Origin of the sequence: Flavobacterium sp. 140616W15, from assembly GCF_003668995.1 — a bacterium.
Lineage (GTDB): Bacteria > Bacteroidota > Bacteroidia > Flavobacteriales > Flavobacteriaceae > Flavobacterium.
Genome location: NZ_CP033068.1, coordinates 1,502,162 through 1,526,579, shown reverse-complemented (window position 1 = coordinate 1,526,579; position 24,418 = coordinate 1,502,162). Strand labels below are relative to the sequence as shown.

Annotated in this window: 21 protein-coding genes; 18 read left to right on the top strand and 3 right to left on the bottom strand. The window is 31.0% G+C overall.

The genetic code is table 11. The annotated features are described in order from the left end of the window. The first annotated feature begins 71 nt into the window (after window positions 1–71). From EAG11_RS06510 to EAG11_RS06490, 5 genes are all read left to right on the top strand, one after another. The gene (locus tag EAG11_RS06510; RefSeq protein ID WP_129538462.1) at window positions 72–2,099 is read left to right on the top strand and encodes a hypothetical protein; all 2,028 of its coding nucleotides are present in this window, start codon (window positions 72–74) and stop codon (window positions 2,097–2,099) included. Window positions 2,100–2,163: 64 nt separating this feature from the next. Beyond that, window positions 2,164–2,997, top strand: coding sequence for a DUF4846 domain-containing protein (locus EAG11_RS06505; RefSeq protein WP_129538461.1), 834 nt, complete (start codon window positions 2,164–2,166; stop codon window positions 2,995–2,997). After that, the gene (locus tag EAG11_RS06500) at window positions 2,998–3,744 is read left to right on the top strand and encodes a M15 family metallopeptidase (protein ID WP_129538460.1); all 747 of its coding nucleotides are present in this window, start codon (window positions 2,998–3,000) and stop codon (window positions 3,742–3,744) included. Window positions 3,745–3,813: 69 nt separating this feature from the next. Beyond that, window positions 3,814–4,710, top strand: coding sequence for a LysR family transcriptional regulator (locus EAG11_RS06495; protein ID WP_129538459.1), 897 nt, complete (start codon window positions 3,814–3,816; stop codon window positions 4,708–4,710). A 75-nt stretch (window positions 4,711–4,785) separates the two neighbouring features. Next, on the top strand, window positions 4,786–5,751 hold the full coding sequence (locus EAG11_RS06490) for a YeiH family protein (RefSeq protein WP_129538458.1): 966 nt from the start codon (window positions 4,786–4,788) through the stop codon (window positions 5,749–5,751). Between the two features lie 188 nt (window positions 5,752–5,939). Here EAG11_RS06490 and EAG11_RS06485 read toward each other — a convergent pair whose 3' ends face one another. Next, on the bottom strand, window positions 5,940–6,902 hold the full coding sequence (locus EAG11_RS06485; protein WP_129538457.1) for a hypothetical protein: 963 nt from the start codon (window positions 6,900–6,902) through the stop codon (window positions 5,940–5,942). Window positions 6,903–7,051: 149 nt separating this feature from the next. Between EAG11_RS06485 and EAG11_RS06480 the strand changes: the two genes are divergently transcribed. Then, entirely contained in the window at window positions 7,052–8,050 is a 999-nt protein-coding gene (locus tag EAG11_RS06480) for a zinc dependent phospholipase C family protein (protein ID WP_129538456.1), read from the top strand. A 213-nt stretch (window positions 8,051–8,263) separates the two neighbouring features. Here the strand turns inward: EAG11_RS06480 and EAG11_RS06475 are convergent, their stop codons facing one another. Beyond that, the gene (locus EAG11_RS06475) at window positions 8,264–10,360 is read right to left on the bottom strand and encodes an LTA synthase family protein (RefSeq protein ID WP_129538455.1); all 2,097 of its coding nucleotides are present in this window, start codon (window positions 10,358–10,360) and stop codon (window positions 8,264–8,266) included. Between the two features lie 298 nt (window positions 10,361–10,658). Here EAG11_RS06475 and EAG11_RS06470 point away from each other — a divergent pair, with 298 nt between their 5' ends. From EAG11_RS06470 to EAG11_RS06420, 11 genes are all read left to right on the top strand, one after another. Next, window positions 10,659–11,321, top strand: coding sequence for a response regulator transcription factor (locus EAG11_RS06470; RefSeq protein WP_129538454.1), 663 nt, complete (start codon window positions 10,659–10,661; stop codon window positions 11,319–11,321). Between the two features lie 4 nt (window positions 11,322–11,325). Beyond that, entirely contained in the window at window positions 11,326–12,726 is a 1,401-nt protein-coding gene (locus EAG11_RS06465; RefSeq protein ID WP_129538453.1) for a cell wall metabolism sensor histidine kinase WalK, read from the top strand. 338 nt (window positions 12,727–13,064) lie between these two features. Then, the gene (hisG, locus tag EAG11_RS06460; RefSeq protein ID WP_129538452.1) at window positions 13,065–13,922 is read left to right on the top strand and encodes an ATP phosphoribosyltransferase; all 858 of its coding nucleotides are present in this window, start codon (window positions 13,065–13,067) and stop codon (window positions 13,920–13,922) included. 82 nt (window positions 13,923–14,004) lie between these two features. Continuing rightward, the gene (hisD, locus tag EAG11_RS06455; RefSeq protein ID WP_129538451.1) at window positions 14,005–15,351 is read left to right on the top strand and encodes a histidinol dehydrogenase; all 1,347 of its coding nucleotides are present in this window, start codon (window positions 14,005–14,007) and stop codon (window positions 15,349–15,351) included. Between the two features lie 132 nt (window positions 15,352–15,483). Next, window positions 15,484–16,533 (top strand): histidinol-phosphate transaminase, encoded by a 1,050-nt coding sequence (gene hisC / locus EAG11_RS06450; protein WP_129538450.1) that lies wholly within the window; start codon window positions 15,484–15,486, stop codon window positions 16,531–16,533. A gap of 93 nt (window positions 16,534–16,626) precedes the next feature. Continuing rightward, a complete protein-coding gene (gene hisB, locus EAG11_RS06445; RefSeq protein ID WP_129538449.1) occupies window positions 16,627–17,763 on the top strand; it encodes a bifunctional histidinol-phosphatase/imidazoleglycerol-phosphate dehydratase HisB in 1,137 nt (378 codons plus the stop codon). 77 nt (window positions 17,764–17,840) lie between these two features. Further along, entirely contained in the window at window positions 17,841–18,422 is a 582-nt protein-coding gene (gene hisH, locus EAG11_RS06440) for an imidazole glycerol phosphate synthase subunit HisH (protein WP_129538448.1), read from the top strand. A 55-nt stretch (window positions 18,423–18,477) separates the two neighbouring features. Further along, window positions 18,478–19,200, top strand: a complete 723-nt coding sequence (gene hisA, locus EAG11_RS06435; protein ID WP_129538447.1) for a 1-(5-phosphoribosyl)-5-[(5-phosphoribosylamino)methylideneamino]imidazole-4-carboxamide isomerase — start codon at window positions 18,478–18,480, stop codon at window positions 19,198–19,200. A gap of 240 nt (window positions 19,201–19,440) precedes the next feature. Beyond that, window positions 19,441–20,196 (top strand): imidazole glycerol phosphate synthase subunit HisF, encoded by a 756-nt coding sequence (hisF, locus tag EAG11_RS06430; RefSeq protein WP_129538446.1) that lies wholly within the window; start codon window positions 19,441–19,443, stop codon window positions 20,194–20,196. 43 nt (window positions 20,197–20,239) lie between these two features. Further along, window positions 20,240–20,839, top strand: a complete 600-nt coding sequence (gene hisIE / locus EAG11_RS06425; RefSeq protein WP_129538445.1) for a bifunctional phosphoribosyl-AMP cyclohydrolase/phosphoribosyl-ATP diphosphatase HisIE — start codon at window positions 20,240–20,242, stop codon at window positions 20,837–20,839. An 83-nt stretch (window positions 20,840–20,922) separates the two neighbouring features. Continuing rightward, window positions 20,923–21,648 carry a hypothetical protein gene (locus EAG11_RS06420; protein WP_129538444.1) on the top strand — a complete coding sequence of 242 codons (726 nt, stop codon included), beginning with the start codon at window positions 20,923–20,925 and terminating at the stop codon, window positions 21,646–21,648. Between the two features lie 140 nt (window positions 21,649–21,788). Here the strand turns inward: EAG11_RS06420 and EAG11_RS06415 are convergent, their stop codons facing one another. Then, on the bottom strand, window positions 21,789–22,487 hold the full coding sequence (locus tag EAG11_RS06415; protein WP_129538443.1) for a carbohydrate-binding family 9-like protein: 699 nt from the start codon (window positions 22,485–22,487) through the stop codon (window positions 21,789–21,791). A 156-nt stretch (window positions 22,488–22,643) separates the two neighbouring features. On the opposite strand from EAG11_RS06415, the gene EAG11_RS06410 reads away from it, so the two are divergent. After that, entirely contained in the window at window positions 22,644–24,299 is a 1,656-nt protein-coding gene (locus EAG11_RS06410) for a M1 family metallopeptidase (protein ID WP_129538442.1), read from the top strand. The last annotated feature ends 119 nt before the right edge of the window (window positions 24,300–24,418 follow it).

Sequence of the window (24,418 nt, the reverse complement as noted above, 5' to 3'; positions counted from 1 at the left end):
TGAGCAATAACAGCTGATTTTGTTTTTCAATCATTAAATCTTTCAAGGATTAAATCTTTTAATAAAAAAACATGACTACAAACACGATTCTATTATTGGTACTTTCATTAGTAGTTGCAGGAGGTTTGTCATTTTTTCAATATTATTATAAAGCCAAAAGCAAATCAAAACTGAATTTGTTTTTGGCTTTTTTACGTTTTCTATCCATTTTTGGGATATTAGTTTTATTGATAAATCCGATAATTACCAAAAAATCATTAGAAATCATTAAAACTCCATTACCAATTGTAGTGGATAATTCTAGTTCGATAACCGCTTTAAATTCTAAAGAAAAAGTTATTGAACTGTATAAAAAATTAACGTCGAATAAAGAGTTACAAGATAAGTACGAAATTCAATCGTATCAATTTGATGCCGATTTTAAACAATCGGAAGAATTTGATTTTAAAGGAACTCAGACTAATCTAGACGAAATTGCAAAAAATTTAAAAAGCATCAACAAAAATGTCGTTTTTCCAACTGTAATTATTACTGACGGAAACCAAACTACAGGAAATGATTATGTTTATCGTTTTGATCCAAACAACAAAGTTTATCCAATAATAGTAGGAGATACTACAACTTTCTTGGATTTAAAAATAAATCAGCTCAATGTAAACAAATATGCTTTTTATAAAAATAAATTCCCAGTTGAAGTATTTCTTCAATATTCAGGAACAAAAAATATAAATTCCGATTTATCGATTTCTCAGGGCACTACAGTTTTGGTAAAAGAAAAGGTTTCATTTTCACCTTCTAAAAAAACGGCTACTTTAAATATACTATTACCTGCAGATAAAGTAGGAGTACAAGTTTTCAAAGCCACTATTTCGTCAAGTGAAAAAGAAAAAAACATTTATAATAATACTAAGAATTTTGCTGTAGAAGTTATAGACCAGAAAACAACCGTAGCTATTGTTTCAGCAATAAACCATCCTGATATTGCAGCTTTAAAACGTTCGATAGAATCTAATGCACAACGCAAAGTTGTTTTAGTTAAACCGAATGAAATTAAATCATTACAAGATTACAATATTTTAATTTTATACCAGCCTACTGGAGCTTTCAAAACCGTTTTCGATTCAAACAAAGCGGCTGGAATTAATACTTTTATTATAACTGGAAATAATACTGACTTCAATTTTCTAAATCAGCAACAAACTTCTTTCTCATTTAGAATGAGCAATCAGAAAGAAGATTATTTAGCCGAATTCAATTCGCAATTCAATCTTTTTGCAGCTGAAGAAATTGGATTTGGAAATTTCCCGCCTTTGCAAAATTCATTCGGTACAATTATTTCCAATGAAAATATTTCGACTTTACTTTCGTCAAAAATTAGAAATGTAGCTACCAATGCTCCGTTATTAGCTTTTACAGAAAGCCAAGGAAAAAGAGGTGCCTATCTTTTTGGAGAAAACACATGGAAATGGCGCATGCAAAGTCATATTGATAATCAGTCGTTTGCCAAATATGATGTTTTTATTGATAAAATCATTCAATATCTAGCATCAAATAATACTAAAAAATCATTGGTCGTAAACCACGAGAGCTTTTATAATTCAGGAGATGCACTAGAAATTAATGCTCAATATTTTAATAAAAACTATGAGTTTGACGAGAAAGCTAATCTCACTATTTCAGTAACTAATACCGAAACGAAGCAAACTAAAAATTATGATTTATTAAAAGGTAACAATTCTTACTCTGTAAATCTAGATGGACTTCCGGCTGGGAAATATTCTTTCTCTGTTAAAGAATTAAATTCAAAAACCACATACTCAAGTCATTTTGAGGTATTAGATTTTGATATCGAAAAGCAGTTTATAAATCCGGATGTTCAAAAATTACAGCAATTAGCACTACAGACTAATGGAAAAGCATTTTTTCAAGACCAATCGGATGCATTAATAAAAACACTTTTAGAAAATCAAGAATACAAAGCAATACAAAAAAATGTAAGTACCAAAACTCCTTTAATTGATTGGATTTGGCTTTTAATTTTAATTGCTATTGCATTGGCAACTGAATGGTTTGTTAGAAAATATAATGGATTGTTGTGATAAAATATAATCCAATTCTTTCTAGCTTTTATAATCTTGAAATTATAAATTAAAAATCTAAATTATGAAAGTTAAATTCTTGTTTATTGTAACAATTTTGATGGCACTTTTTTGTTTTTTTTCATTTTCAAAGACAGATAATACTACCAAAAGTAATCTTTTAGAAAATACGATTCAGGAACGTTTTCAACCACCTCAGGGATTTGTACGAGAAGACGAATCTAAAACTTCGTTTGGATCTTTTTTACGAAATCTTCCATTAAAACAATCTGGTTCAAACGTTATGTATTTTAATGGAACTGTAAAATCAAATCGAAACGTTTATGAAGCAGTTGTAAATTTACCCATTGGGAAACAGGATTTGCATCAATGTGCTGATGCTGTGATGCGTTTGCGAGCAGATTATTTTTATAGCCAAAAACAGTACGATAAAATACATTTTAATTTCACAAATGGTTTTCGAGTTGATTTTAGTAAATGGGCCGCAGGTTACAGAATTGCAATTAAAGGTAACAAAACCAGTTGGGTTAAAACTGCAAAACCATCTAACAGTTATGAAACCTATTGGAAATACTTAGAGACGGTTTTTATGTATGCAGGAACTGCTTCGTTAGAAAAAGAGCTGAAATCAATTAATGTTTCAGACATAAAAATTGGAGATGTTTTTATAAAAGGAGGCTTTCCAGGTCACGCTGTTATTGTGGTTGATATAGCTGTGAATCCCAAAAACAAACAAAAAATTATGCTTTTAGCACAAAGCTATATGCCAGCACAGGAAATTCAAATATTGAAAAATCCAAATAATAGTTCGTTGAGTCCCTGGTATACCGTCGATTTTGGAACCACTCTGAAAACACCCGAATGGACTTTTAGTTCTTCACAATTAAAACGTTTTTAAATGAAACGATTCCTTTTTTTAGTCCTAATTTTCCAAAATGTTTTTTCTCAAGAAATCCCATTGAATGTTCAAAAATTAATTAGAGCATACCCAAGTCAAATTATTGGTTATAAAGACAATAAAATTATTTTTAGCGATAAATCAAGTTTGATTTATGATGATTTTAAAAATAAAATGAATCAAGAATTGTTGGAAAATCCAGATATTGAGGATCAATTTAAGTTTGTTTATAATAAAGCAAATAAGAATTTAATTCCAAAGGAAGACCCTGGGAGAATTCGAAATGAAGCTTTTTTTAAGAAAATTTACGGAAATTCAAAATCAGAAGTTGAATCAAAATTGATTGAAATTATTTGGTGCCCAAAATTAGTCAATCAAAAAATAAAAGTAACAACCGTAAATGGAATTGATAAAATAGTTAAAAAACTCTCGGCAGAATTAGATAATAATCCAGAATTTAAAAAATATATTAATGTTATTGGAGGTACATTTAATTGGAGAAAAATTTCAGGAACAAACCGATTGAGTATGCATAGTTATGGAATGACTATAGATATTAATGTCAAGAATTCCAATTATTGGCAATGGGATTGTAAATGTAAAAATGAAGAAGCTACTCTTTCGTATAGAAATCAAATTCCCTTGAAACTAGTTTCAATTTTTGAAAAATATGGTTTTATTTGGGGAGGAAATTGGAAACATTATGACACAATGCATTTTGAGTATCGACCTGAACTTTTTTTATAGATTTTAAATTATTTTATAATAAAAAAATATTGTGAAGGGAAGTGGATTACGAATTAAAATTTTACGATTATGGATTTTAGGCTAAAAGTATTTTCTGCGGTTGCAAATAGACTGAGTTTCACTAAAGCTGCAGCCGAATTGTATATTACACAACCCGCTGTTTCTAAACATATTCAGGAACTAGAAGAAACTTATAAAACCAAACTTTTTGAGCGAAATGGTTCTAAAATCACTTTGACCAAAGCTGGAGAAATTCTTTTAAAACACACCAAAGACATATTCGAAATTTATCGGGAAATCGATTTTGATATGAGTACGTTTATTAATCAGCGTCAGGGATTATTGCGATTGGGTGCAAGTACTACTATTTCGCAGTATATAATTCCGCCATTATTAGCACGTTTTCATCAAAAATTACAAGATATAAAAGTCAATTTATTAAACGGAAATACGGAACAAATTGAGAGTGCATTAATCAATAAAGAGATAGAAATTGGTATTGTTGAAGGGCAATCCAGAAACCAATCGATCAAATATACTGAGTTTTTAAAAGATGAATTAGTCTTAGTTTGTAGCAGTAAAAATCCATTAGTCAATAAAAATGAAATTTTATTAGAGGATCTGCAGCACTTACGCTTTATAACTCGTGAAAGAGGCTCTGGAACACTTGAAGTTATTGAATATGCATTAAAACAATTCAATATCAAGTTATTAGAATTACAAATTGAAATGCAATTAGGAAGTACTGAAAGTATAAAATCATACCTATTAAATTCTGATTGTGTTGCCTTCATGTCAATACACGCGGTAGATAAAGAGCTTAAAAACAACGAATTAATTATTTTAGATGTAGAAAAACTCACAATTGAGAGGTACTTTTATATCATAACACTACATGGGAAATCAGATGCTCTAACTGAGTTGTTTATAAAAAATATGGCAAACTATTATAACTTGAAGTTATAGGCTATTGCAATTTACAATTGGCAATTGTTGCAATAACTACAGATCTTTGTACTGTAATTATTAAACACTATTACCTTGAAAACAAATCAAAATACAACAAGTCATTTATTTGAGATTAATACAATCTCAAAACAAATTATTTTTGGCCTTTTATTACTACTTTGCTTAACTTCAATTATATCACCTCCAATAGCTTTATTATTAGGTTTATTAGTAGCCAATTTATCTGGAAATCCATTTTTACATTTTAATCATAAAGCAATTACTATTTTATTGCAATTTTCTGTTGTTGGATTAGGATTCGGGATGAATGCTACAAGCGCTTTAGCTGCTGGAAAAGAAGGACTGGTACTTACTATTGCCTCAATATTTAGCACTATTATACTAGGCTATTTTTTAGGAAAATGGTTTAAAATCGATAAGAAAACATCTCACTTAATCTCTTGTGGAACTGCTATTTGCGGTGGAAGTGCAATTGCTGCAATTGCGCCTGTTATAAAATCAGACGAAAAACAAACATCGGTAGCATTGGGAGTAATTTTTATACTAAACTCAATTGCATTGTTTTTATTTCCTTATATAGGACATGAATTAAACTTATCACAAAGAGAATTTGGGTTATGGTGCGCTGTAGCAATCCACGATACAAGTTCGGTAGTAGGAGCTGCTAATAAATTTGGAGCCGAAGCTTTACAAATCGCTACTACAGTAAAACTAGCACGTGCCTTATGGATTATTCCTATTGCTCTTCTTACAACTGTGCTTTTTAAAAACAAACAAACCAAAATTAAAATCCCTTATTTCATCGGATTATTCATTTTGGCAATGTTACTAAATACTTATGTGCCGCAAACTGCAATTATTGCACCTACATTGGTCCTACTTGCAAAAATAGGCTTGACAGTAACTTTATTCTTAATTGGAGCAGGATTAAACCTGAGTGTTTTAAAAACAGTAGGAGTGAAGCCTTTAATTCAAGGTATTTTACTTTGGATTGTTATTGCAACTTTTAGCTTAATTTCAATTTTATACTTTAATTAAACCGTTACAAAAAATTATTTTCACGTATAGAAACATGATTTATCAAAGTCAAAAATAAAATAAATAACATAATCTATGCTAAAATTACCTTTGATTATCAAGTCAAAATCTATGTCCAGATGTACTAAATACCATTTTTATGAATTACTACCAACGGATTATAATTATTTAGTAAAAATGATTTTAAATTATTTCATGTTAGAGAATTTGATAATAGGCTTACCTACAATAATATACCATTTTCCATTAAATGAAAGACGTTTTTCAATCGTAAAATTAAATTGCTTTTTAGACTTTGCCAATTCTCTTATTTCTAAAGGAAGATCTACGTCATATTCGTCATCATTTCCTTTAGTTTTTTGATAAAACCCTTTTGTAGTAATCACAAAATCCTGGAAAAACTTTTTCTTACCATCATTAATTACAGCATAAGTACTCGACCATTCCGTATTTACTTCTCCGTTTTTAATGAGACTATAATAACCAAGCTCCATTATGGGTTGATATTTTCCTCCAAAACCTGCAATAAGATAAAGATAACCTGAATAAGGGGCTCCAGCACCACCATTTGCTTGAACTAATGTAAATGCATATTGATCTTCTCCTATTTGCACCAATTTAGGAGAAGGAGCTCGTGAGAATGCACCAAAAGCTGCGATTGCAGGTTGAAATGATCTCATTTGCCAAAGGTTACCATTTTTTGCAAACTTACTAATTCCTACTAAGCCTCCAGAAAACCTTCCGGTTTGAGCACCATCTGTATCATAATTAGAATGATTGAATAATAGTAGCTTAAACTGATTTCCTTTTGAATCTACATAATCAATATCCTCAAGAACTCTTGTAGCAACTCCATCTTCGTATGGAAATAATTGATCTCCTTCAATTTCATTAGCATCCTTATAAGGAACAGGTTTGCAATTATTACATTTCCAACTTATAAAGGTGTTATCATCAGAGAGTTTATACAACTTACCCAGGAATAATTTCTGCATTGTTTTTACAGGATTAAACGGATCAGATACTTGTAATGTTCTTTTTGGATTTAAAATCGTATCACTAACATTTTTTAATTGTACAATATCGTCTTCTTGTGCTGAACAGACTGAAGAAAATAAGAATATAAAAACATTTAAATAGATAAGGCGCATATATTAAAATTTAGAGTAAAAATAGTACATATTTTTAAATGCTTATTCAAGACTTAAAATTAAACGAACAAAAATTAACATAATCTTATTCATATTCTTTCAAATCATATTTAATAAATTACATTTGTAGCCCTAATAAATATACAAAAATGAAAAATTACAAAATGAAACCTAAGTTTATTGCACTAATTGCGATTGGAATTGGTTTTTTATCATTATCGTGGGGAATTGTTGGTCATGAACGCATCAATAAAGCGGCAGTTATGGCACTTCCACGACCATTACTAGTGTTTTTTTATAATCATATCGATTTTATTACACAAGAAGCATCAGTTCCGGACATTCGTAAATATGCATTAAAATACAAAGAAGAAAATCCAAGACATTATTTTGATATGGAAAACTTCGGACCTATCGATAGTTTACCAAAAACATTAGAAGAAGCAACTAAAAAATACGATCCTAAATTTTTATCTGATAATGGAATCTTACCTTGGTACATCGAAGAAATGATGATAAAACTTACTAAAGCTTTTAAAGATAAAAACCGTGCAGAAATATTATTTCTTGCTGCAGATTTAGGTCATTATATTGGTGATGCCCACATGCCTTTGCACACATCTATAAATCATGATGGCCAACTTACAAACCAAAAAGGAATTCACTCTCTTTGGGAAAGTAGATTGCCTGAAATATTTGCTAAAAACTATAAATTTAATGCTCCATCAGCTCAATATATTGAGAACGTAAATAAAGCGACTTGGGCTATTATCACCGATACACACAGTTTAATCGAACCATTATTGGCCGCTGATAAAAAAGTTAGAGCTGCAACTAACGAAAAAGATATGTTTATTACTGACAAAGACGGGAATTTCATCAAAAGTAAATACAACTCTTTGCAATACACAGATGAATATGCTAAAAAATTCAACGCAGCTTTAGATGGTATGGTCGAAAAACAGATGAGAAAAGCAATCACTGCTACAGCAAGTTTTTGGTACACTGCTTGGGTAAATGCTGGAAAGCCTGATTTAAGCGATTTGGATTCTCCATCAGTTACGCAAAGAAACAACCAAGCTTTAAAAGATGATTTAAAATTATTTGAAAGCGGAAACCTTTTCGGAATGAAAAATCAAAATGACTAAAAAGAAAGACTCTGAGCTATAAAGGTTCAAAAAAAAAATTAAGGGACTGAGACTCTAAGTCGCTAAGGTTCTGAAGACAAAAAGGCTCAAATTCAATAGAATTTGAGCCTTTTTTATTGTTTTCACTTTGCGAACTTAGCGTAAAACTTTGCAATTAAATTTTTAGAGCCTTTTAGCTTTCATATAGACTCAGAACCTGCACCTTTAAAAACTTTAATTCTTCTCATATTTCTTATGTTTCAGCATATCTGAAGCCGTTTGATAATAGGAGATTGTTTCATTTTCTAAATCTGTTCTTTCTTTACTTAATGGAGTTTGATCATAATAAATTTGATATTCAGGTGCGACACCTTCTTTTGGAACTAGCTTTAATTGAAATTGTTTAACCACCTGTTTAGGCGAAAGTATAGTTAATACATTATCTTTTATCAATCCCATGTCCTGATATGTTGCGATAAAAGCTCTTGGTTTGTAATCCGATTTTAAAACATCTTCACCATAAAACTTACTCTCATAGCTAAAGTTCAATAAACCAAATAGAGTAGGCATAATATCAATTTGCGACATTAGTGTGTTGTATTTCTGCGCCGGAACAAATCCTGGGCTATAAATAAATGCTGGAATTCTATATTTATCAAGAGGAAGTTCTGTTTTTCCTGCACTCGATGCACAATGATCGGCTACAATTACAAAAACAGTATTCTTAAACCAAGGTTGTTTGCTTGCCATAGTAAAGAATCTTTTTAACGCATAATCTGTATATTTTACACCTCCATCACGAGATTTCGCATCTCCTGGAATATCAATTTTACCATTTGGATAGGTAAATGGTCGGTGATTACTAACTGTCATAATATGATTAAAGAAAGGTTTATTCAGCTTAGCTTCAGCATTCATAACCTTTATTGCCTTATTAGACATGTCTTCATCACAAACACCCCAAACATTTGAGAACGTAATTTCATCACGAGTAAAACTAGATTTATCTACAATATCATAGCCATTACCAGAAAAGAAATCTCGCATATTGTCAAAATAAGCGTCACCACCGTAAAGATATTTAGTTGTATATCCCTTTTTCATAAAAATAGAACCTGTAGAGAACTTATTCTTATTATCCTTTCTTTTAACAACACTTTCTCCCGCAGTAGGAGGAATAGATAAAGTTACAGCTTCTAGACCACGAACTGTTCTATTTCCAACAGCATATAAATTGGTAAATTCTAAACTTTTATCTGCTAAACTATCTAAGAATGGCGTGATATTCTCCTTATTACCATATCTTTTCATAAACTCAGCACTATAACTTTCAATCGTTATTAAAACAACATTTTTACGACTTTCGGGTGCGTCACTTTGTATTTTTCTTAAAGTAGTTTCGCCAGAAATAGTTACTAATTGTGCTTTCAATATCCCATATGCCTGAGCGCTAGGGATTGTTTTATAAAATTTAAAATAATCTAAACTACTGTTTATGTAAGCTAAATAAAATTTATATAATCCGTTTGATTGTAATTCATCCGAAAATGTATTCTCTGAATTTTCAGTAAGCGCCAAGCGTGGAATCACAAATAGCGAAAAAGCAAAAAGTACAATGTACAATACTGAAATTTTTATCTTTTCAATAAATGAAGGAATATTATAAATGTAAGCACTTGTTCTTTTTACAATTAAATAAGTTACAGTTCCAGCAATTACAAATAAAGCAGAAAACAATGGAATAACAGGATACGACTGCATTATATTCCCAATGACTTCATTAGTATAAACTAGATAATTCACCGCAATAAAATTATATTTTACTCCAAATTCATTCCAGAAAAAATATTCACTAATTGCATTTTGTAAAATTAACAGCACATATAAAAAGATTACAAAGGAAAACAACCAAAATCTAATCTTGTCACGGTAATTGGGAAGAAAAAGTAATAAACCAAATAAAAATATTTTAATACCTAGAAATATTAGTACAATTTGTGGTAATGCTCCACCATATTCGTTTAGAATGCTTTTACCACTAGCAATATAAACAAATAGAGCCAAAAATATACCCAAAATAATATGACCTGTAGGTTTTAAATATTTAGAATTAGATATAAAAATAAGATACAACCAAAAAAAAACACTAGCGATTACAAATACAAATACATCTGAAACTAATCCAAGTCCAAATATTTTTATTGTATCTAAAAAACTAAATGAAGTTTCGGTTATGGGATGAAAATATAAAACTAGTCTCAATACAAAGCTTACTAGCAAATAAAATAAAGTGAGATAATAAAACGGGGCGAGTTTTTTATATAATGTCATATTAAAAAGTTTGTTGCAAATTTAATTGTTTCTCTTTCTTCACTATCAACTTAACCTTCTGCATTCCTTAGTGTTACCTTAAGATTGTCTTAAGATAATGCATTTTATGTATATTAACAAAATGTTAATATCTTTTTTTTAAGAGTATTATTCTTGTCAAATATTTTTTTTCAAATCAGAAATATGGAGTCATAACCAACACATACCAAAAACATTTATCTTTGAAATTAATAAAGTGGCTCATTACGTTTTTTCTAAAAGGCCATCAAATAAATTAAAAATACAAATAAATTAAAAAATGCATATTTTAATTGTCGAAGATGAAGCTGGTATTGTGCAATTTCTAAAGCAAGGTTTAGAAGAGGAAGGGTACAAAATATCGACTGTTTCTGATGGATTAGCTGGGTTTGAACTAACCCAGAAAGAAAAATTTGATCTAATTTTACTTGATTGGATGCTTCCAAAAATCAATGGATTAGATTTATGTAAAGCCATTAGAATTAAAGATACGGTAACCCCAATACTCTTTTTGACGGCAAAGGACACAGTTCTCGAAACTATTGAAGGATTAAAAGCTGGTGCAAATGATTATATCAAAAAACCTTTTAGTTTTGAAGAGCTCATTGAGCGAATTAAAATTCATTTTAGGAACCAAAATACTCCCGAAATACTAACCCTTGGAACTATCAAAATTAATTTAGCACAACATACCGTTTGCACCAATGACGTTAAAGTTTCACTTACACAAAGAGAATTTGATTTATTAACTTATCTGGTTAAGAATAAAGGAACTGTGTGTACTCGAAATCAAATATTACAGGCTGTTTGGCAAATCAACTTTGAATACGACACGAGTGTTATCGACGTTTTTATGAATGCAATTCGAAAGAAATTGAATTTAAAAATCGAAGAAGATTACATCAAAACAATTCGCGGTATTGGCTACATTGCAAACGACTAATTAGATGCTACAATTATCATTTAAGGACCGAATCGCTTTCAACTATATTGCGATTACTGCATTATTAATTTTTGTGGTATTTTTTACTATCTATACAATTGTAAAACAAAATGTTTATACTAGTATTGACAATGATATTAATGTAGAAATTAAAAATCATCTAGACGAGATAAATGTTACAAATGGCATTTTAACTTTAATAGACATTGAGGAGTGGAATGAACGAGAACATAACACTGTTGATGTAAATCCAGTTTTTGTTCAGTTTTTGGATTTAAATGGAACAATTATTGAAAAATCCCCCAATTTAAAATCTGAGACCTTAGTTTTTGATAATCAAAAAGAAAATTTTGAATTATTTAATACTAAGCTATTAGACAATATCATAAGACAGATCCAAGTACCTATTTATGTAAAAAATAACAAAATAGGATATTTAATAATCGCTATGTCTTTAACCAATTCTATGTTAGTACTAGACAACTTATTCTATATACTAATTGTAGCTTTCCCTCTAATCTTGATATTATTATTTTTTATAGCTCGATTTTTTGCAGGAAAAAGTATCAAGCCTATTAATACTATTATTGAAACATCAAATAGTATCACCAAAGACAATCTAAAAACTAGAATTCCACTACCTGGAAATCGTGATGAATTACACGTATTATCAAAAACAATAAATAGCTTATTAGAAAGAATTGAGAATGCGCTCGAAAGAGAAAAACAATTTACCTCTGATGCTTCACATGAACTGAGAACGCCTTTAACTATAATTAAAGGTACTCTTGAGGTTTTAATACGTAAACCTCGTGATAATAAAGAATATGAGGAAAAAATAAATTTTTGCATTTCTGAAGTTGACCGACTAAATACACTGGTCGATCAATTGCTGTTATTAGCCCGATTTGATAATACAGATCAAGGTCTAAAAACAGAGAAAGTATATTTAAATGCTTTAATTTTAGACACACTCTCACGGCATTCAAATGCAATTCAGTCTAAAAAAATTCATTTCTCTACAAATTTTCAGAAGGATTATTGTTTAGAAACCGATCCCTATTTACTAACTATAATCTTAAATAACCTGATTTCAAATGCTCTAAAATATTCTAAGCAAGAAGGCACATTAGACATTGTAGTAACTGATATTTTAAATGGATTTGAATGCGAAATTATCGACTCTGGAATAGGAATTCCGTCTAAAGACATGCAAAAAGTATTCAATCAATTCTTCCGTTCACATGCTGAGTTGCATCCAGAAATAAAAGGAATGGGCTTAGGTTTATCTATTGTAAAAAAAATAAGCCTATTACTAGATATTCCAATTTCTGTTTCAAGCAAGTTAAATGAGGGAACGGTAGTAAAACTTACTTTTCTTAAAAATAGCCTAATTAAAACTTAATAAAGCATAACACTTTTCTTTAGACAAATGCTAATGTTTACAGGCTTTAACCTTCTAGAATTATTAAATTTAACAATAAAATCATTTTAAGTTAAATTAAAAATTGCTTTTTCATTAAATTATCTAGTATATTTGCAAACGAATCAAAGAAAAAAACAATTCAAGTTATGCCATTAATTCAATTACATCATCATCATTTTCATTATTGCTCTCAAGCGATGTGTTAATGGTATGCGTGTAAATCATCATATTTTAAAAACCCGTTTGAGTACATCAAACGGGTTTTTTTATACCTAATTCTTTGTACTCAGATTATTAATTTAAACCAAAAAACTAAAATGAGTACTTTAAAAATTGCAATTCAAAAATCAGGTCGTTTAAACGAAGAAAGCATTCAAATCTTAAAAGATTGCGGAATTTCGATAGACAACGGTAACGACCAATTAAAAGCCGAAGCCACTAATTTCCCATTAGAGGTTTTATTCCTAAGAAATTCAGATATTCCACAATATTTAATAGATGGCGTAGTAGATGCAGCCATCGTTGGAGATAATTTATTAGTCGAAAAAGGAAAAGGAATTCAAATTGCACAAAAATTAGGTTTTTCTAAATGCAAAGTTTCAGTTGCAGTACCTAAAGCATTCGAATACAATTCGATAAAAGACCTTGACGGATTACGCATTGCAACTTCTTATCCTAATACTGTTACTGATTACTTTAATTCATTTGGATTATCAGTAGACATTCACCAAATATCAGGATCAGTAGAAATTGCTCCAAACATAGGCCTTGCAGATGCAATTGTAGATATTGTATCAAGCGGAAGCACATTATTTAAAAACAACCTGAAAGAAGTAGAAATAATCTTAAAAAGTGAAGCTGTTCTTGCAGTTTCTCCAAAGATAAATCCAGAAAACCAAAAGCTAATTGATACGCTTAAATTTAGGATAGAATCAGTTCTTAGAGCTCGAAAATCAAGATATATCTTAATGAATATTCCAAATGATAAAATTGAAGAGGTGGGTAAAATACTACCCGTTTTAAGAAGCCTTACTGTATTACCTCTAGCACAAGAAGGATGGAGTAGTGTTCACTCAGTAATTGATAAAGATACTTTTTGGGATGTAATTGACAAACTAAAAGATGTAGGAGCCGAAGGAATTTTGGTATGTCCAATAGAGAAAATGGTACTTTAATAAAAGCACTGCTTTTTAGCTTTAAGCTCAAAAAACGACATCACAAAGTAAACAAAGCTTAAAGCATAATTCAAAAATAACAATGAAAAAGATATACAATCCAGCTGCAGAAACTTGGTTAGAAATATTAAAAAGACCAACCAAAACAATCGATGATATAGAGACTACGGTTAAAGAAATATTTAAAGAAGTACAAAAAAAGGGAGACGAAGCTGTTTCAAAATACACTTCTATCTTTGATGGCATTACTTTAGATACTAACGAAGTATCGCAAAACGAAATAAACGAAGCAATTGCTTTGATACCAAATGAGCTCAAAGAAGCTATTCTGTTAGCAAAAAACAATATTTACCAGTTCCACTCGGCACAAAAAACCGAAAGAATAACTATTGAAACCACTGAAGGAGTTACTTGCTGGCAAGAAAAAAGGCCTATCCAAAAAATTGGTTTGTATATTCCAGGAGGAACAGCCCCTTTATTTTCGACAGTTTTAATGCTTGCCGTTCCTGCTGCAATAGCAGGTTGTAATGAAATCGTTTTGTGTTCACCACCAGATAAAAATGGAAAAATAAATCCTGCAATTTTATATGCTGCAAATTTATGCGGAGTAACCAAAATCATAAAAGTAGGAGGCATTCAGGCAATTGCAGGAATGACTTTTGGCACAGAAACAATCCCTAAAGTATATAAAATATTTGGTCCAGGAAATCAGTTTGTAACTGTAGCAAAACAACTAGCAACACAGTTTGGTGTAGCGATAGACATGCCAGCTGGTCCTTCAGAATTACTGGTTGTGGCTGATGACAGTGCCGTTCCAGCTTTTGTAGCTTCCGATTTATTGTCGCAGGCAGAACACGGAACAGATAGTCAGGTAATCTTAGTTTCTACATCTAAAGCGCTGATTGATGCTGTAGAAAATGAAATTCAGTCTCAAATAACTCTTTTACCAAGAAAAGAAATCGCCGAAAAAGCAATTGCAAATTCAAAGCTCATTTATGTCGAAAATAACAGAGTTGCTCTAGAACTAATTAATGAATACGGACCAGAACACTTTATTATTTGCACTGAAGATGATGATTTTTACTCAGATGGAATCTATAATGCGGGATCCGTTTTTATTGGCAATTATACTCCCGAAAGTGCAGGCGATTACGCATCAGGGACCAATCATACTTTGCCAACAAACGGTTACGCTAAGAATTACAGCGGAGTAAATCTTGATAGCTTTATGAAGTCAATGACTTTTCAGAAAATAACCGAAAAAGGAATCCTGAATATCGGTAACGCCATTGAAGTTATGGCAGAAGCCGAAGGATTACAAGCTCATAAAAATGCAGTTACCTTACGATTGAAGCAGATAGAAAAAGAGAATAGAGAATTAAGTAAGAGGATAGAGAATAGAAGCAAGAGAATAGAAGCAAGAGAATAGAGTAAAGAAAATAGATAATAGAGAGTAAATGAAAGGTTAAAAAGAACATAGAGTAAAGAAAATCAATACTATGTTTTTAAAGCCAATGTCTATTATCTATTCTCTTTCTTCTATAAATTAAAAAACAATAACATGGAAAATTTTGATATAAATAACTTAGTTCGCACAAACGTAAAAAAATTAAAACCCTATTCGTCTGCACGCGATGAATTTGAAGATTTTGATACCGCCAACATGGTATTTTTGGATGCTAACGAAAATCCATATGAAAACGGTGTAAATCGTTATCCAGATCCACAACAAAATAACGTAAAGCAAGTTTTAGCAAAACAAAAAAATGTTAACCAAAATCAGATATTATTAGGAAACGGAAGCGATGAAGTACTCGATTTACTATTTCGGGCATTTTGTGAACCTAAAAAAGATAATGTGATATCATTACCACCAACATACGGCATGTATAGTGTGTTGGCAAATATAAATGACGTAGAAAATAGAGAGGTCTTACTCTCAGAAGACTTTCAGCCACAGATTGAAAAAATCTTAAGCGCTGTAGATGAAAACACTAAAATTATCTTTTTATGCTCTCCAAATAACCCAACAGGTAACTCATTTTTAGATGAGAGTGTGGTCACATTATTACAGAATTTCAAAGGCTTGGTAGTTATTGATGAAGCGTACATCGATTTCTCTAAAAAAGAAAGTTGGATTAACGAATTGGATGCGTATCCTAATTTAATAATTACTCAAACACTCTCAAAAGCATATGGATTAGCGGGGATACGATTAGGAATTTGCTATGCCACTAAGGAGGTTGTTTCTATTTTAAACAAAATAAAACCACCCTATAATGTAAACGAACTAACACAACAAAGAGCAGGTTTACGCCTAAAAGAAAATGCTAAAATAAATACAGAAATAGCTTCTATTATTGCACAAAGAGAGCAATTACTTAAAGTATTACTTAATATAGATTATATTAAAAAAATATACCCAACCGAAGCCAATTTCATTTTAGTAAAAGTAGATGATGCCAACAAAAGATATGATGAATTAATTGCAAAAGGAATCGTTATAAGAAATAGAACAACTCAGCCATTATGCGAAAATTGTTTGCGATTAACTGTTGGAACTGAGGTCGAGAATAAAAAATTAATTGAAGCATTAAAATTATTGAATTAAAAGAATAGGCTACAGATTTAGCAGATTATTAAATTTTTCCCTCAATAAAAACCCCTCTTTAATCTGTAAAATCTGTGACAAAAAAAATAAACCATGAAAAAAGTACTTTTTATAGACCGTGACGGAACAATGGTTCTAGAACCAGCAGATTACCAATTGGATAGTTTTGAAAAATTAGAATTCTACCCAAAAGCATTTCAATATTTGGCTAAAATTGCCAATGAACTAGATTATGAATTAGTAATGGTAACTAATCAAGACGGATTAGGAACCGATTCTCATCCTGAAGAAACATTCTGGCCAACACATAATTTTATAATAAAAGCATTTGAAAATGAAGGAGTTGTTTTTGAAGCAGTTTTTATAGACAAAACCTTTCCACATGAGAATGCACCAACACGTAAACCTAGAACTGGAATGTTAACACAATACATAAACAATCCTGCATACGATTTGGAAAATTCATTTGTATTGGGAGATCGTCTAACAGATGTAGAATTAGCTAAAAATCTAGGTTCTAAAGCTATTTTCATTAATACAGATGAAGGTTTAGGTAGTACTGAAGTAGCATCAAAAAGAGAAGAATTAGATCCAGTAATCGCAGTACAAACCACTGATTGGAAAACAATATATGAGTTTTTGAAGCTTGAAGCACGTTCAGCTACAATAACACGCAAAACCAACGAAACTGATATTTACATTAACCTGAATCTTGACGGAACTGGAAAAAGTAAAATCGAAACAGGAATTGCATTTTTCGATCATATGCTAGATCAAATTGCCCGCCACGGACAAATGGATCTTGAAATTCTCGTAAAAGGAGATCTCGAAGTCGATGAACACCACACAATCGAAGATACCGCAATTGCATTAGGTGAAGTTTTTGCAAAAGCATTAGGAAACAAACTAGGAATTGAGCGTTATGGTTTTTGCTTACCAATGGACGACTGTTTATCGCAAGTTGCCATAGATTTTGGGGGTAGAAACTGGTTGGTTTGGGAAACCGAATTTAAACGTGAAATGGTTGGAAAGATGCCTACTGAGATGTTTTATCATTTCTTTAAATCATTCTCGGATGGCGCCAAAGCAAATATCAACATCAAAGCCGAAGGAACAAACGAACATCATAAGATAGAAGCTATTTTTAAAGCTTTCGCAAAAGCAATAAAGGTAGCCGTAAAAAGAGATACCGAAAAAATGATTTTACCAAGTACAAAAGGAATGTTGTAAAAAATGTTTCAAGTTTTAGGTTTCAGGTTCGATATGTAACTTGAAACTTGAAACTTTAAACCTGAAACAAAAATTAAATGAAAATAGTAATTATAGATTACGGTGCAGGAAATATTCAGAGCATTATGTTCGCAATTGAAAGATTAGGATATAAAGCTACTTTAAGCAATAATCGTAACGAAATAAGCACTGCAGATAAAGTCATTTTTCCAGGTGTTGGCGAAGCAAGCTCAGCAATGGAAAAATTAGTAGAAAGCGGTTTAGATTCTTTGGTTCCAAATCTAAAACAACCCGTTTTGGGAATTTGCTTGGGAATGCAATTAATGTGTAAATCAACAGAAGAAGGAAATACGTCTGGATTAGGAATTTTTGATGTTGATATAATAAAATTTACATCTACAGTAAAAGTACCACAAATGGGCTGGAATACCATTTACAATCTGCAATCTTCTTTATTTACTGGGATTAACGAAAACGAATATATGTACTTAGTACATAGCTATTACGCACCACTTTGCAAAGAAGCAATTGCTACAACAAATTACGGTGCAGAATATGCATCGGCATTACAAAAAAACAATTTTTATGGAACTCAATTTCACCCAGAAAAAAGTGGAAATATAGGAGAACAAATATTAGAGAATTTTTTAAAATTATAAGAGATAACCTGAGTCACCTGACTTTAAGTTTTCAAAACTAAAGACTTAGAATAAAATGAGAATAATACCAGCCATAGATATTATCGAAGGGAAATGTGTTCGCTTATCCAAGGGAGATTACAACACCAAGATTATTTACAATGAAAACCCACTCGAAGTAGCCAAATCATTTGAGGCACACGGAATAGAATACTTGCATTTAGTAGATTTAGATGGAGCAAAATCAAGCCAAATTGTGAATTATAAAATTCTGGAGCAAATTGCAACAAGAACAAACTTGAAAATTGATTTTGGAGGCGGATTAAAATCCGATGCCGATTTAAAGATTGCTTTCGAGAGCGGTGCAAACCAAATTACTGGCGGAAGTATTGCAGTAAAAAACAGAGAAATATTCGAAAAATGGATTGCTGAATACGGTTCTGATAAAATAATACTTGGAGCTGATGCTAATAATGAAAAAGTTGCTGTTTCAGGTTGGCTAGAAGATTCTAACGAAGATCTAATCCCATTTATACAAGATTATCAAGAAAAAGGAATTCAGTACGTTATTTGTACCGATATTGCAAAAGATGGAATGCTAGAAGGCCCTAGTTTTGAATTATACACCAAGATTCTTGCTCAAGCCAATGAAATAAAACTTATTGCCTCTGGTGGGATTTCAACATTTGACGAATTACCAAAACTAGCTGAGTTGGGTTGTGAAGGAACAATTATTGGGAAAGCAATTTACGAAGGAAGGATTTCATTGAAACAACTTGAACAATATATAATTAGATAATGAGAAAATTTAATAATTAGATAATTACAACGTTCTGTGAAACAATTGTCTAATTGACGAATTCCCAAATTTTATAATGAGAAAATTTAATGATTGGATAATTACAACGTTGTGTGAAATAATTGTCTAATTGACGAGTTCTCAAATTTTATAATGAGAAAATTTAATAATTAGATAATTACAACGTTCTGTGAAATAATTGTCTAATTGACGAATTCTCAAATTAACACATTAAAAAAAATGTTAGCAAAAAGAATTATTCCTTGTCTTGATATAAAGAACGGAAGAACTGTAAAAGGGGTAAATTTTGTAGACTTACGTGACGCTGGAGATCCAGTAGAACTAGCCAAAATATATTCTGATGAAGGCGCAGATGAATTGGTTTTTTTAGATATTTCAGCAACAGAAGAAAGACGAAAAACCTTAGTAGATTTAGTTCGTAAAGTGGCGTCAACAATTAAGATTCCATTTACTGTAGGCGGTGGAATTTCATCTGTAGAAGATGTTGCTATTTTACTAAATAATGGAGCCGATAAAGTCTCTATAAATTCTTCTGCAGTAAAAAATCCGCAGTTAATTAATGATCTAGCTCAAAAATTTGGAAGTCAATGCGTGGTAGTCGCCATCGACGCAAAACAAATTGACGGACAATGGATTGTACATTTAGTAGGAGGAAAAGTCCCAACAGAATTAAACCTATTCGATTGGGCGTTAGAAGTTGCAGAGCGAGGAGCAGGTGAAATTTTATTCACATCGATGGATAATGATGGAACAAAAAACGGATTTGCAAATCAAGCCTTAGCCAAGCTCTCAGAATTAGTAAACATACCAATAATCGCATCGGGTGGAGCAGGAAACATGCAGCACTTTATAGATGCTTTTAAAGAAGGAAAGGCAGATGCAGCACTAGCAGCAAGCGTTTTTCACTTTAAAGAAATTGAAATCAAAGAATTAAAACAACAAATTAAAAATAACAATATAGAAATTCGAATCTAATTTTCTCTAAGACTTTCGACTTTATAACTTTTGACTAAATATTATGAATATAGATTTCTCAAAAAACAGCGACGGATTGATCCCAGCAATAATCCAGGATAACGAAACCAAAAATGTATTGATGTTGGGCTATATGAACGAAGAAGCGTATCAAAAAACGATAGCAACTCAAAAAGTTACTTTTTATAGCCGTACCAAGAAACGATTGTGGACAAAAGGCGAGGAGAGTGGTAATTTTTTACACTTAAAAAGTATCAAAAATGACTGTGATAATGATACCTTATTAATTCAGGTACAACCCGAAGGCCCAACCTGTCATACAGGAGCAGACAGCTGTTGGCAAGAAGAAAACAAAACTACTTATGGCTTTATAACAAACCTTGAAAATACAATTAAATCAAGAAGAGAAAAAGCCGATTCAGAGAAAAGCTATGTCGCTTCACTATTCAAATTAGGCATTAACAAAATTGCTCAAAAAGTAGGAGAAGAAGCTATAGAAGTAGTTATTGAAGCCAAAGACAATAATGATGATTTATTCTTGAGCGAAAGTGCCGATTTACTTTTTCACTATCTTATATTACTGCAAGCCAAAGGCTTTCAATTAAACGATGTGGTAGATGTATTAAAAAAACGTCAGAAATAGTTATTATAAAATTGGAAAAAAAATTTAAGAACTTATATTAAAATTCATTTTCTTTTTTTTAATATTTACATAAATTATAAATTATGGATATAGAAACATTCAGAAAACGTTTTGTGAGTTATTCTGACGAAGAGTTAATTTTAATGCTAACCAAAAATGCCAGTAAATACAATCCAGATGCATTGGTTGTCGCTAAAGAAATTTTGACAACACGAAATATTGATATCGAAACTATTTTTAAAGAGGAAGAAGAAAACAAGCTAGAAGTTGAAATAAATGATGATGAAGATGAAATAGAAATAAAATATATTCAAAGCCTTTCTTCAATAGATCAAATCGGATATCTATCAGAAAAAAGAGTGGAATTTGAAGAAAACATTGAGGAAATAGTTGAACGCAATAATAAACATCTGACTGACGAAGAGTTAATTGAAAATTTTGAAAAAATATTAGACACCATCATGAAATGTTGTGATTTTGGAGATATAACAGATATTCATTCTAAAGAAAATTACTTTATTACAAGTAATAGTATCCAAAAAAGAAATCTAAAACTTTCATTTCTAATTCTGATAAAAGTAGATTTTGTCAATATGATTGCTACGAGAGATTTTAGAAAAAGATCTAATAAACAATTTTTTTTCGGTCTTTTATTATTAACTCTTGGATTGATTTTTACCATCGGAACTGGAGGAAACATGGTAATGTACGGTGCTATTTTATCAGGGCTAGGTTTATTTTTGGCTGGAATTAAAGGGAAAATTTCAGTAAAAAAACAATTGAGAGAACTTTCCGAAGCTTACAGTTAAAATTTCAAATAATTAAATTTTAAGAGCTTATCTTTATAGTCCGCTATATCTTTTTGTGGTGAACTCCACCACAAAAAGATATAGCTCAAATCAAGAGCAAATCTTTTTAAATCCGTGTCATCTGTATGCTATTTTATAATTTACTCCAAAAACACAAAAGTTTTAAATTGTTCTGGTTTATGAAATCCATATTCTAAATTACTATAAGAGGAAATTGCAAGATACTCAGTTCTATTACCATAATCTATCCTAAAAAGATTGCCTTTCCATTTTGTACCAACAACAGGAGTTATAAAACCTGAATCTTTAATAGAAGTCAGACTAGAAAACGGAATCATAATTTCAACATCATAACCGTCGGTAGTAATTTTACTAACGGTTTTCATTCCTAAAATATCCAATGAAATATCCGTATCCCAACCGCCACATGAAGGCGAGACACAATGAATAATCATATCGTAATTACTCGAAAAAGCATTCACACCAATCTCAATATAGTTTTGAGAATCTCCATCGGGATCAAAAAATAACTCGACCAAATCATCTGTTTTAAATAATTGTGTATCATTCTTTTTAGCTGATCCCACAATTGTAGAATCTTTACTCTTATAAGCAAGGTATAAGTTTGTATCATCCCATGAAAGAGAAACATACGTGTCTTGCGTAGCTTTTAATCCAGAATTATGAATAACAAATGGACCGATAAAAGGAGTCTTCCAATCGGATAAATCCCCATCAATCGCGATAGGATTTGTTATTCTATGAATAGGAAAAATTTGCGAATAAGATGTAAAAGAAATACCAAAAACTACAACATAAAACAAACAGGGGAACTTCATAGACTGAATATATAGTTTTATACCGCACTAAAATAAACAAGAAATTTCAGATAACAATAAATTAAATTCAAATTAGCTTGAATTTAATTCGATTGGTTACATTTGTTGAAATAAAAATTTTACCAAAAAATTAACGATAACCCAAAACTTTAATTCATGAAAAAATGTTTTAGCGCTATTTTTTTCGCTGCATTTATTTTTAATTATGCAGGCGCACAAGGACTTCTTAATAAGTCCGAAACTACCTTTACAAGACAAGATACCTTACGCGGTAGTATTACCAAAGAAAGAGCTTGGTGGGATCTAAAATACTACCATCTAGATGTAAAAGTAAATCCTAAAGACAGTACAATTACGGGATCAAATACAATTAAATATACAGTTTTACAGGATTATAACAAAATGCAAATTGATTTGCAAAAACCAATGGATATCTACAAAGTAGTCCAAGATGGAAAAGAATTGAAATTTGAAAGAGAGGGAAATGCATTTTTTATTCAATTAATCGCAAACCAAAAAGTTGGTGAAGTAAAAGAAGTAAAAGTATTTTTTGGAGGAAAACCTAAAGTTGCTGTCCGACCGCCATGGGATGGAGGTATTACTTGGAGAAAAGATAGTAATGGAAATGATTTCATCGCTTCATCATGTCAAGGATTAGGAGCGAGCATTTGGTGGCCAAATAAAGATCATATGTATGACGAGGTTGAAAATATGCTTATAAGTGTAAACGTTCCTGGGCACTTAACAGATGTTTCTAATGGTCGCTTGCAAAGCATTAAAAAAGAAAAAGACGGTACAAAAACTTTCAATTGGTATGTAGCAAACCCAATTAACAATTACGGCGTAAACATAAACATAGGTGATTACGTTAGCTTCTCTGAAAAATATAAAGGAGAAAAAGGGAATTTAGATTGTAATTACTACGTTTTAAGAGAAAATTTAGCGAAGGCTAAAACACATTTTAAAGATGTGCCAAGAATGCTTAAGGCATTTGAACATTGGTTTGGTCCATATCCATTTTACGAGGACAGCTATAAACTAGTCGAAGCGCCTTATTTAGGAATGGAGCATCAAAGTAGTGTAACATATGGTAACGACTATAAAAACGGATATAAAGGGCGTGATTTAAGCGGAACAGGCTGGGGATTAAAATTTGACTTTATCATTATTCATGAGTCAGGACATGAATGGTTTGCTAACAATATCACTTATAAAGATATTGCCGATATGTGGATTCATGAAAGTTTTACCAACTATTCTGAAAGCCTTTTTGTTGAATATTATTATGGCAAAGATGCAGTTGCAGAATATGTAATTGGATGCAGAAAAAACATTAGTAATGACAAACCTATCATTGGTAACTACGATGTAAATAATGAAGGTTCAGGCGATATGTATCCAAAGGGGGCAAATATGTTACATACAATGCGTCAGGTGATTAACGATGATGCCAAATGGAGAGAAATTTTAAGAGGTTTAAACAAAACTTTTTATCATCAAACAGTTACAGGTAAACAAATTCAGGATTATATTAATACACAATCAGGCATTAATTTCAACAGGGTTTTTGCACAGTATTTAACCACAACTCAAATTCCGGTTTTTGAATATATCTTTAAAAATGGAACATTTGGATATCATTGGACCAACTGTGTTGCCAAATTTGATATGCCTGTTAAAGTTAAACTAAACGGCGAAGAAATATGGCTGAAGCCAACTACAGAATGGAAGTCGGAGAAAATAACAAGCGATAAACGAACAGTTGAAGTAGATAAAAATTTCTATGTAACAAGTTCTAATATTGTAGAATAAATTTAAAAAAACATCTTCTGAATAAAAGCAGTAAAGGCTTCCCAATAGTGGAAGCCTTTTTTATTTACTATAATTAAAACACAAGATTTTAAAGATATAAACAAGCTATTCTTACAAAT

Bases quoted from the DNA above. Each gene is read 5' to 3' on its own strand.
- EAG11_RS06480 (WP_129538456.1), top strand. From the start codon at position 7,052: ATGAAAAATTACAAAATGAAACCTAAGTTTATTGCACTAATTGCGATT.
- EAG11_RS06505 (WP_129538461.1), top strand. From the start codon at position 2,164: ATGAAAGTTAAATTCTTGTTTATTGTAACAATTTTGATGGCACTTTTT.
- EAG11_RS06485 (WP_129538457.1), bottom strand. From the start codon at position 6,902: ATGCGCCTTATCTATTTAAATGTTTTTATATTCTTATTTTCTTCAGTC.
- hisC (WP_129538450.1), top strand. From the start codon at position 15,484: ATGGAAAATTTTGATATAAATAACTTAGTTCGCACAAACGTAAAAAAA.
- EAG11_RS06465 (WP_129538453.1), top strand. From the start codon at position 11,326: ATGCTACAATTATCATTTAAGGACCGAATCGCTTTCAACTATATTGCG.
- hisIE (WP_129538445.1), top strand. From the start codon at position 20,240: ATGAATATAGATTTCTCAAAAAACAGCGACGGATTGATCCCAGCAATA.
- hisF (WP_129538446.1), top strand. From the start codon at position 19,441: ATGTTAGCAAAAAGAATTATTCCTTGTCTTGATATAAAGAACGGAAGA.
- EAG11_RS06415 (WP_129538443.1), bottom strand. From the start codon at position 22,487: ATGAAGTTCCCCTGTTTGTTTTATGTTGTAGTTTTTGGTATTTCTTTT.
- hisH (WP_129538448.1), top strand. From the start codon at position 17,841: ATGAAAATAGTAATTATAGATTACGGTGCAGGAAATATTCAGAGCATT.
- EAG11_RS06475 (WP_129538455.1), bottom strand. From the start codon at position 10,360: ATGACATTATATAAAAAACTCGCCCCGTTTTATTATCTCACTTTATTT.
- hisA (WP_129538447.1), top strand. From the start codon at position 18,478: ATGAGAATAATACCAGCCATAGATATTATCGAAGGGAAATGTGTTCGC.
- EAG11_RS06470 (WP_129538454.1), top strand. From the start codon at position 10,659: ATGCATATTTTAATTGTCGAAGATGAAGCTGGTATTGTGCAATTTCTA.
- EAG11_RS06510 (WP_129538462.1), top strand. From the start codon at position 72: ATGACTACAAACACGATTCTATTATTGGTACTTTCATTAGTAGTTGCA.
- EAG11_RS06500 (WP_129538460.1), top strand. From the start codon at position 2,998: ATGAAACGATTCCTTTTTTTAGTCCTAATTTTCCAAAATGTTTTTTCT.
- hisB (WP_129538449.1), top strand. From the start codon at position 16,627: ATGAAAAAAGTACTTTTTATAGACCGTGACGGAACAATGGTTCTAGAA.
- hisG (WP_129538452.1), top strand. From the start codon at position 13,065: ATGAGTACTTTAAAAATTGCAATTCAAAAATCAGGTCGTTTAAACGAA.
- EAG11_RS06495 (WP_129538459.1), top strand. From the start codon at position 3,814: ATGGATTTTAGGCTAAAAGTATTTTCTGCGGTTGCAAATAGACTGAGT.
- hisD (WP_129538451.1), top strand. From the start codon at position 14,005: ATGAAAAAGATATACAATCCAGCTGCAGAAACTTGGTTAGAAATATTA.
- EAG11_RS06420 (WP_129538444.1), top strand. From the start codon at position 20,923: ATGGATATAGAAACATTCAGAAAACGTTTTGTGAGTTATTCTGACGAA.
- EAG11_RS06410 (WP_129538442.1), top strand. From the start codon at position 22,644: ATGAAAAAATGTTTTAGCGCTATTTTTTTCGCTGCATTTATTTTTAAT.